The sequence below is a fragment of the Streptomyces sp. SID1328 genome, assembly GCF_009865595.1.
GTDB classification, from domain to species: Bacteria; Actinomycetota; Actinomycetes; order Streptomycetales; family Streptomycetaceae; genus Streptomyces; species Streptomyces griseoluteus.
Genome location: NZ_WWKH01000725.1, coordinates 1 through 248, shown reverse-complemented (window position 1 = coordinate 248; position 248 = coordinate 1). Strand labels below are relative to the sequence as shown.

The 248-nt window shown below is 69.0% G+C and carries 1 protein-coding gene; it reads right to left on the bottom strand.

The window, feature by feature from the left end; translation table 11 throughout:
- Positions 1–248 (bottom strand): replication initiator (locus GT030_RS23185; RefSeq protein ID WP_346009723.1); only part of this gene is annotated, 248 nt, incomplete at both ends.

The window sequence follows — 248 nt, the reverse complement described above, 5'->3', positions numbered from 1 at the left end:
TCTCGCGGTTGTGCTGGATGTCGCGGCGGATGTTGGCGGCGAGCCAGGATTCGCCGGGGGTGTGGCCGTGGCCGGCGTAGGACCAGTACGCGAGGGTGAGAGTGGTTGCTTCCTCGTCTTCGGGGTCGGGAAGACCTAGGGCGGCGCGTTGTTGTGCTGCGCGGTAGTCGGCGCGGACCTGGCGGAGGGCGCCGAGGGTGGTGGAGTAACTGCGGGACTTGGTGGAGAAGTGGCCGCGGAAGCCGAGC